Annotated in this window: 8 protein-coding genes and 1 pseudogene; 8 read left to right on the forward strand and 1 reads right to left on the reverse strand. The window is 66.5% G+C overall.

The window, feature by feature from the left end; all coding sequences use genetic code 11:
• The 6 genes from thiG to AC2VON_RS24360 all read left to right on the forward strand — a co-directional run.
• On the forward strand, window positions 1-562 hold a 562-nt coding region (gene thiG / locus AC2VON_RS24335; RefSeq protein ID WP_486955131.1), incomplete at its 5' end, for a thiazole synthase.
• Between the two features lie 67 nt (window positions 563-629).
• Complete coding sequence (locus AC2VON_RS24340) at window positions 630-857, forward strand: type II toxin-antitoxin system VapB family antitoxin (protein ID WP_486955132.1); 228 nt, start codon at window positions 630-632, stop codon at window positions 855-857.
• Window positions 854-1,258 (forward strand): PIN domain-containing protein, encoded by a 405-nt coding sequence (locus AC2VON_RS24345; RefSeq protein ID WP_486955133.1) that lies wholly within the window; start codon window positions 854-856, stop codon window positions 1,256-1,258. The genes AC2VON_RS24340 and AC2VON_RS24345 overlap by 4 nt, the downstream gene beginning before the upstream one ends.
• 111 nt (window positions 1,259-1,369) lie before the next feature.
• Window positions 1,370-2,851 (forward strand): M28 family metallopeptidase, encoded by a 1,482-nt coding sequence (locus AC2VON_RS24350; protein ID WP_486955134.1) that lies wholly within the window; start codon window positions 1,370-1,372, stop codon window positions 2,849-2,851.
• Window positions 2,848-4,338, forward strand: coding sequence for a M28 family peptidase (locus AC2VON_RS24355; RefSeq protein WP_486955135.1), 1,491 nt, complete (start codon window positions 2,848-2,850; stop codon window positions 4,336-4,338). The genes AC2VON_RS24350 and AC2VON_RS24355 overlap by 4 nt, the downstream gene beginning before the upstream one ends.
• 184 nt (window positions 4,339-4,522) lie before the next feature.
• Window positions 4,523-5,521, forward strand: a complete 999-nt coding sequence (locus AC2VON_RS24360; protein WP_486955138.1) for a TerC family protein — start codon at window positions 4,523-4,525, stop codon at window positions 5,519-5,521.
• Here AC2VON_RS24360 and AC2VON_RS24365 read toward each other — a convergent pair.
• Entirely contained in the window at window positions 5,506-6,987 is a 1,482-nt protein-coding gene (locus AC2VON_RS24365; protein ID WP_486955136.1) for a flavin-containing monooxygenase, read from the reverse strand. The two genes, AC2VON_RS24360 and AC2VON_RS24365, sit on opposite strands and share 16 nt — an antisense overlap.
• Before the next feature lie 59 nt (window positions 6,988-7,046).
• On the opposite strand from AC2VON_RS24365, the gene AC2VON_RS24370 reads away from it, so the two are divergent.
• Window positions 7,047-7,238 (forward strand): hypothetical protein, encoded by a 192-nt coding sequence (locus tag AC2VON_RS24370; RefSeq protein ID WP_486955137.1) that lies wholly within the window; start codon window positions 7,047-7,049, stop codon window positions 7,236-7,238.
• Window positions 7,239-7,256: 18 nt separating this feature from the next.
• Window positions 7,257-8,489 (forward strand): annotated as a pseudogene (locus tag AC2VON_RS24375) (hypothetical protein); the annotation flags it as partial.

Genomic DNA, 8,489 nt, shown 5'->3' on the forward strand with positions numbered 1-8,489 from the left:
CACACCGCTACCCAACACCGCGGGCTGCCGCAGCGCCGCCGAGGCGGTGCTGACCGCGCAGCTGGCCCGGGAGGCGCTGGGCACCGAGTGGGTCAAGCTGGAGGTGATCGGCGACGAACGAACCCTGCTCCCGGATGCTGTCGAATTGGTGCGAGCCGCCGAGCAGTTGGTGGACGACGGATTCGTGGTGCTGCCGTACACCAACGACGACCCGGTGTTGGCTCGGCGGCTCCAGGACGCCGGCTGTGCGGCGGTGATGCCGCTCGGTTCCCCCATCGGAACTGGTTTGGGGATCGCCAACCCGCACAACATCGAGGTCATCGTCGAGGCGGCCGGCGTTCCGATCGTGCTGGACGCCGGCATCGGCACCGCCAGCGACGCGGCGCTGGCGATGGAGCTGGGTTGCGACGCGGTGCTACTGGCCACCGCGGTGACCCGGGCCGCCGACCCGCCGGCGATGGCCGCGGCGATGGCGGCAGCCGTCACCGCCGGATACCTGGCGCGGCGCGCCGGACGGATCCCAAAGCGGTTCTGGGCGCAGGCATCCAGCCCGGCGGTGTAGCCGGCCGTTGGGTGGGCTGGCCCGGCGCGGCTATCAATATGCACAGCTCAGTCGGTAGTATGTATGCATGCCGGTGAAGAGGACAACGATCGAGTTGGACCAGGATTTGGTGCGGGCCGCCCAGGCCGTCACCGGTGAGACGCTGCGGGCGACCGTGGAGCGGGGGCTGCATCAGCTGGTAGCCGCCGCCGAAGAGCGGGCCGGTGCGCGCCGTCGACGCATCGCCGACCACTTCGCACATGCCGGTGCCGAGGTGGATGTCGACGTGCTGCTCTCCGATCAGGCGTGGCGATGACCGTCTGGATTCTCGACAAGAGCGCACACGTACGGCTCGTCGCGGGCGCCTCAATGCCGGCGGGCATCGACGTCGGGGACCTGGCGATGTGTGACATGGGTGAACTCGAGTGGTTGTATTCGGCACGGTCGGCCACCGACTACGACAACCAATACGAGTCGCTGCGTCGGGCGTACCCGATCCTCGCCGCACCGGCCGACATCTTCGCCCGAGTGCGTCACCTTCAGCGGGACCTGGCTCACCATCGCGGTATGTGGCATCGAACGGCGCTACCGGATTTATTCATCGCCGAAACCGCCATCCAGCACCGGGCCGGCGTCTTACATCAAGATCGCGCCTACGGTCGAATTGCCGAGGTGCGGCCTGGCTTTCAAACCCGGGAACTCACCGCATCGCAGTAGAACCGGTGGTGCTGTCGTGAATCGGTCGCTCAACCGGGCCAACGACGCTACAAACCGCCGCAGTGCCGCCCCTGACGGGTGCCGGCGCGGTCAGCGGCTAACGTAGTCGCGGTGAACCGCAAGATACTCGCCGTCGTCTTGGCCGTCGCGCTGCTCGGCGGCGGGTGCAGCCGCGCAGCGCAGAGTTGCGAACCGCAGAACGCCGCGGCGGCGGCCGCGTTCGCCAACCAACTGCGCGGCAAGGTCGGCGCCGACGCGATGATGGCGCACCTGCAAAAGCTGCAGGACATCGCCGACGCCAACGGCGACACCCGCGCTGTGGGCACCCCCGGCTACGAAGCCAGCGTCGACTACGTGGCCAACACGTTGCGAGATCACGGCTTCGACGTGAAAACTCCGGAGTTCACCGCGCGAGTGTTCAAAGCCGAAAAGGGGTCGGTGAGCATCGACGCCTTGACCCTGGAGGCTCGCGCGCTGATGTACAGCCTCGGCACCGGCCCGGGCGGGGTCAGCGGCCCGCTGGTGGCCGCGCCGGCCGACGACAGCCCGGGCTGCAGCACCTCGGACTACGACGGACTGCCGGTGCAGGGTGCGGTGGTGCTGGTGGACCGCGGCACCTGCCCGTTCAAAGACAAGGAGGCCGTTGTTGTCGAACGTGGTGCGGCGGCACTGATCGTTACCGACAACGTCGACGAGGAGAGGATGGGCGGCTCACTGGGGGAGATGACTGAGGTCAAGATCCCGGTGGTGAGCGTGACCAAGTCCGACGGAGCGGTGCTGCGCGCCAAACACGGCAGCGCCACGGTCAAGCTCGACGCGCACACCGACAACATTCCGTCCCGCAACGTCATCGCGCAGACCAAGACCGGCTCGACGGAGAACGTGGTGATGATAGGTGCCCACCTGGACAGCGTCCCGGAGGGGCCGGGCATCAACGACAACGGCTCCGGCGTGGCTGCTTTGCTAGAAACCGCGCTGCAGCTGGGGAACGCACCGCAGGTGGCCAATGCGGTTCGGTTCGGTTTCTGGGGCGCCGAGGAGCAGGGCCTGATCGGATCGATGAAGTATATCGAGTCACTGGATGTCAACGCGCTCACCGACATCGCGTTGTACATGAACTTTGACATGCTCGGCTCCCCCAACCCCGGTTACTTCACCTACGACGGGGACCTGTCGCTGGAGGTGGACAAACGTGGCCAGCCGGTGGTGCCGGAAGGCTCCGCAGGCATCGAACGCACGCTGGTCGCCTATCTGAAGTCGGCCGGCAAGACCGCGCAGGATACCGCCTTCGACGGTCGCTCGGACTACGACGGGTTCACCCTGGCGGGCGTCCCGGCGGGCGGATTGTTCTCCGGTGCGGAGGCCAAGAAGTCCGCCGAGGAGGCAAAACTGTGGGGCGGCACCGCAGATGAGCCGTTCGACCCGAACTACCACAAGAAGAGCGACACCATCGAGCACGTCGACCGCGCCGAGTTGGGTATCAACGGCGCCGGCGTCGCCTACGCGGCCGGACTGTACGCCCAGGATCTCAGCGGCCGCAACGGTGTTCCGGTCCGCGAGGACCGCACCCGGCACGTGGTCAGCAGGCCGTGATCCGGCTCACCGAGGTCAGCGCGGTACTGCTGGCGGCGGCCGGGCTGCTGGCGGGTTGCTCGGCGGGGCCGCCGTCCCAGTCGTCGCAGCCCGGAGCGTCGGAACACCTGGCCGACCGGCTGGCCGGCCAGGTGACCGTGGACGCGATGTTCACCCATCTGCGTGCCCTGGGCGACATCGCCAACGCCAACAACGCAAATCGTGCCGACGGTACCACGGGCTTTGATGCCAGCGTCGGTTATGTGTCGAAAGTACTGCGCGGCAAGGGCTTCGACGTGACCACACCGCAGGTCACCCGGTTGGTCACCACATCGCCGGGGAAGCCCACGCTGACCGTGGGCGGCGTCAATTACCCGGTCGACCAGGCCTCCCTGCTGATGCGCACCCCGCCGGGCGGGGTAACCGGCCCGGTGGTCCGGCCGGTCGAACCGGCCGGCTGTGCTGCCGGCGACTACCCGGCCGGCACACCCGGGGGCGCGATCGTCGTCACCGACGACACAGGCTGCTCGGTGGTCGACAAACAGAACGCCGTCTTGGCCCGGGGGGCGGCGGCGCTGATCGTGGTCAGCCCGCCGAGCAAGACCGGCGCCCCGCCGGGGTTGTTTCCACCCGGTTACTACGACCAGTTGATGCTGCCGGTTGCGATGGTGGGGCGCGACGGCGACACCGCGCTGCGCCGCGCCAAAGCACCGGTCAAGCTCGTCCTTGACGAGACGACAGTCAAGAACACCTCACGAAACGTGCTGGCGCAGACCAAGACCGGCTCCACGCACGACGTGGTGATGGTGGGCGCGCACCTGGACAGCGCGCTCGCCAGTCCCGGCATCAACGACGACGGGTCCGGGGTGGCGGCGGTGCTGGAAACCGCGTTGCAGCTGGGGGCGTCACCGCCGGTGACCAACGCGGTGCGGTTCGCGTTCTGGGGTGGCGAAGAGCAGGGGCTGGGTGGCTCCAGCGATTACGTGTTCGGATTGGACCGCGGCCAACTCAACGACATCGCGCTGTATCTGAATTTCGACATGCTCGGTTCGCCGAACGCCGGTTTCTTCACCTACGACGGCGACCAGTCTGCTTCGCCCAGCCGGGATGTAGCGCCCGACGAGGTGCCGGCCGGGTCGGCCGGTATCGAACGCATCCTGGCCGGCTATCTCAACCTGGCCGGCAGGCGCCCGGCCGACATGCCGCTGAGCGCCGGCACCAACTACAGCCCGTTTCTGGTTGGCGGAGTACCGATCGGCGGTATGACCACCGGCGCTTCCCAGCAGAAGTCCAACACGCAGGCCCGGCTGTGGGGCGGCACGCCCGGTGCCCCATTCGACCCGAACTACCACGGCGCCCGCGACACCGTCGACAACATCAACTCCGATGCGTTGGGCGTCATGGGCTCCGGGGTGGCTTTTGCGGTGGGCAGCTACGCAGCAACCATCGGCGGCGTCAACGGTGTCGCACCGCACGACAAGCGCCACCGGGCACCGCTGGGGCAGTAGCCGCGGTGACCACGGCCCGACCATCCCCGGCGTACCAGAGGTGCTCGGCGATGAATGTCCGGTGAACTTTCAGCTGGTGATCGCAGCTGACGCCACCTCGGCGTGACAGGCCTGGCAGACTTGGGACAGGGCCGACAGTGTGGCGGCGAAGACCAGTCGTTACGTGACGGCCCGAGGCCTGCGGATGAATGTTCCTACGCTCGAGTGGTCGATCACCCTGGTCGCAACGACTGGAGTGTTGTTGTTCGACCTGCTGGTAATCGGCCGTCGGCCGCACGAGCCCACGGTGCGTGAGTGCATGGTCGCGCTGTCGGTCTATGTCGGGATGGCGGTGGCCTTCGGGACCTGGATCTGGTCGGCCTACGGCGAAGCAAACGGTCAGCGCTTCTTCGCGGGATGGCTCACGGAGTACAGCCTGTCCGTCGACAACCTGTTCGTGTTCCTGATCATCATGACGAGCTTCAAGGTGCCGAAAGCCTATCAGCAGGAAGCGCTGATGGTCGGGATAGTGTTGGCGCTGGTGTTTCGTGGCGTGCTCATCGCGCTCGGCGCGGTGGCCATCGACCGGTTCTCGTGGACCTTCTACATCTTCGGTGGATTCCTGGTGTGGGTTGCCGTCAACCTGTTTCGCGATACCGAGCGCGCAAACGACACTGAGAACATGATGGTGCGGTTAGCTCGGCGCTATCTGAACACCACCAACACCTGGGACGGCCTCAAGTTCTACGTCAAAGGCGGTGGCATACGGTTGATGACGCCGATGTTCCTGGTCATCCTCGCACTGGGCACCACCGACTTGGTTTTCGCGCTGGATTCCATACCGGCAATCTACGGACTCACCCAGGCGCCGTACTTGGTGTTCGTCACCAACGTGTTTGCGTTGATGGGCCTGCGGCAGTTGTACTTCCTCTTCGGCAACTTGCTCCACCGGTTGGTGTATCTGTCGAAAGGACTCGCGGTCATCTTGGTGTTTATCGGGGCCGAAATGATCGTTGCCGCGTTGCGTGAGAACGAGTTGTCGTTCATCAACGGTGGCAAGCCGTTTGAGCTGCCCGAGGCCCCGGTCTCACTCAGTCTCGGCGTCATCGCGGCGACCCTGGTCCTCACGACGGTGCTCAGTCTCCACAAAACCCGTGCGCTGGACGCCCGCCAACCCGAGCGCTGCGGTCAGGCGATCCGGTAGTCGCTCAGCGCGAACCGCGAACCGTCCCGCACCGCATTGCGCACCGACGTGGGGCGCAGCAGGGTCGCCTCCCCGCTGTGGTTGAAGTAGTACGACCGTGACGTGGCGCAATCGCCGGCATAGAACACCGAGCTGTCGAGGTGGCGCGTCATCCGGTCCAAGAATCTTGCGTTGGCCTCTTCGGTGACCTCGAACGTGGTTGCGCCCCTCCGCTTTACCTCGCCGAGCAGCCGATCCATGTGCCGCATCTGGTATTCCATGGTGTTGAAGAACGACAGCCCGGAGAACGCGTACGGGCTAGCCAGGCTCAGGTAGTTGGGGAACAGCGGCATCGACATACCCTGATACGCCTGGAACCTGTTCTCCCGCCACCACTTTCCGAGGTTCCGTCCTTGGCGGCCGATGATCTCGATGGCGGGGAAGTTGGCATCCCACAGGTCGAAGCCGGTGGCCAGCACCAGCGTGTCGATGACGGTCTTGTTCCCGTCGACGGTGACGATGCCGTCCGGCTCGATGCGGTCGATCCCGGCGGTCTCCAGGTGCACATGTGGCTTGGTGAAGCTGCGGTAGTAATCGTTGGACCAGCTGGGCCGCTTGCACCCAATGTCGTAATCGGGGGTGAGCCTGGCCCGCAGTTCCTTCTCGCGGACCTGCACGAACCGGTGGATCTTGCACAGGTCCATCGCGCCGATCGACAGCCGCCGGAAGTAGCGGTAATTCAGCACGCCGGTGAACGTCATGAACTCGAGCAGGTTGTCGGTCACCCAACGCAGGGCGCGTTGGGAGAGCGGCACCCGGGCGAAGAGCCGCTGTAGGGCGGGTGAGATCCGGAAGTCGAGCTTGGGCGCCACCCAGATGGCGGTGCGCTGGTAGACGGTCAGGTCGGCGACCGTCTTGGCCAGCTCGGGGATCAGCTGAATCGCGGTGGCCCCGGTGCCGATCAGCCCGACCCGGCGGCCGGCGAAGTCGTAGCCCTCGTCCCAGGCCGTGGTGTGGATGAGCTTGCCGGCAAAGCCGGCGATTCCGGGGATGTCCGGGGTGTGCGGCTGTGACAGGAAGCCGGTGGCGGTGATCAGGTAGCGGGTGTTGAGTGTGTCACCGTCGGACAGCGTGACCCGCCAGTGTTGCTCTTCGGTGTCCCAGCGGGCGCCCTCGACGGTCGTGTTGAACCGCATGTACCGGCGCACGTCGTACTTGCCGGCGACGTGGTCGGCGTAACGCTTGAGTTCCGGGCCGGTCGCGAACAGCCGCGACCAGTACGGGTTGGGCTCGAACCAGTACGAATAGGTGGGTGACGGGATGTCGACGGCCAGGCCCGGGTAGCGGTTGACGTGCCAGGTTCCGCCCAGGTCGTCCTCCCGGTCCAGGATCGCGATGTCGTCGAACCCGAGCCGCTTGAGCGCGATGGCGGCGCCCATGCCGCCGAAGCCCGCCCCGACGATGACGACCTCGACCTGCTGGCTCATAGCACGACCGTACCAACCTGGCCAGTAGGCTGGTCACGATCGTAGAGATGGAGGCAGCCATGACCGACTCCCATGCCGAAGCCAGTGACACCGACCTCGCCGAGCAGGCTCTGCCGGCCGACGGGGGCTTTGAGGACGACGAGGCCGAGGTGTTCAGCGAAGACGTCGCCGTAGACGCGGAGGCCGACACCGCCGATCTGCTCGAGCAGCAGCACAGTGTTCCATCCCCCGACGACGACTACGACCGCTGACGTCGCGGCGGCCGCGGCATGGACACCACAAACGGCGACGAGGCGCTAACCGCGCGGCGGCGGAGCCGGCGCGGCATGTCCGTTTGTGCGGCGGGCATCGCGCTGGCCGGGCTGGCCGGGCTGGCCGGTGCCGCACCGCATTCCGGCACTGGTGCGCTGACTGCGGTGTCGTTGACGACGTCGGAGAGCTCGTGGCAGCCGGCGTTCGACGACCTCGTGAACGCCATGCAACAGGCGGTGGCGCACGACGCAGCCCTGCCGTATGCGCCACCGGGCAGTGACGACGTGCTGACGACGATGCTGCAGAACACCAACTACGAACTGCTGATGAGCGGGCTCTCCCGAGTCACCGAGCTGTTCAACGGGGTCTTCTTCCAGTCGCCCGAGGCGGTGGCCGGCGACGCTGCCGACTCTCGCCAGTACTTCGATTTCTTCACGCCCGACATCTACTACCACGTCACCGCCGGCCTGGCCCCCGGCGCGACCTACGTACTCACCGGCACCCTGGGCGGGGCGACCGAGAATTTATCGGTCAGCACCGAGGCGATCACCGCCCTGACCGCCCAGACCAAGCAGAGCATCGAGCTCGGTCACGGTCTGACCGTCAACCCCGACGGCACGTTCACCGTCTACATCGGTCCCGACGAGCCTGCCGGCGCCGTGAACGACATCAATGACACCGACGCCACCGAAAGCGGCGATGCCTCCCTGCTGGTCCGCGACATGCTGGGCAACTGGGCCAAGGGTCCCGCCGACATCAGCATCCACTGCGTCTCCGACTGCCCCGCCTTCTTCTCCATTCCCAGCTCGGGGTTCTTCCCCGGCGGCGATCCAACCGCTGCCGTGGCGGACGCGCTGACGGGGGCGGGCGGTGCCAAAATCGACTCGGCCGACTCAGTGTTGAACCTGCTGCTGAGTGCGTTCAGCACGATCGTCGGGCCGTTCAACCAGATGAGTATCACCAACAACGAAGCTGCCGGGATCCTCGAGCCCACCAACACCATGAGCGACCTGGCGCCGGAGACGGGTTTCGGCGCGGGCCTGAAGAGCGCCGCGGTCTCCGCGGGGAACTTCGACCTGCAGCCTGGGCAGGCGCTGATCGTGAAAGTGCCCGACGTGCCGGCCGCCTACAGCGGGATCGAGCTGATGAACGCCTTCGGCGGGGGGCTGCCCTCCACCCTGGCGCAGACCACGCTGAACAACACCACCGCGTTCCACGACCCGGACGGCTACACCTACTACGTGGTCAGC

The sequence above is a fragment of the Mycobacterium sp. TH-M82 genome (assembly GCF_057473605.1).

What these genes read in the sequence shown, in the direction of transcription:
- AC2VON_RS24340 (WP_486955132.1), top strand. Translation starts at nt 630, where the DNA reads ATGCCGGTGAAGAGGACAACGATCGAGTTGGACCAGGATTTGGTGCGG.
- AC2VON_RS24345 (WP_486955133.1), top strand. Translation starts at nt 854, where the DNA reads ATGACCGTCTGGATTCTCGACAAGAGCGCACACGTACGGCTCGTCGCG.
- AC2VON_RS24360 (WP_486955138.1), top strand. Translation starts at nt 4,523, where the DNA reads ATGAATGTTCCTACGCTCGAGTGGTCGATCACCCTGGTCGCAACGACT.
- AC2VON_RS24365 (WP_486955136.1), bottom strand. Translation starts at nt 6,987, where the DNA reads ATGAGCCAGCAGGTCGAGGTCGTCATCGTCGGGGCGGGCTTCGGCGGC.
- AC2VON_RS24370 (WP_486955137.1), top strand. Translation starts at nt 7,047, where the DNA reads ATGACCGACTCCCATGCCGAAGCCAGTGACACCGACCTCGCCGAGCAG.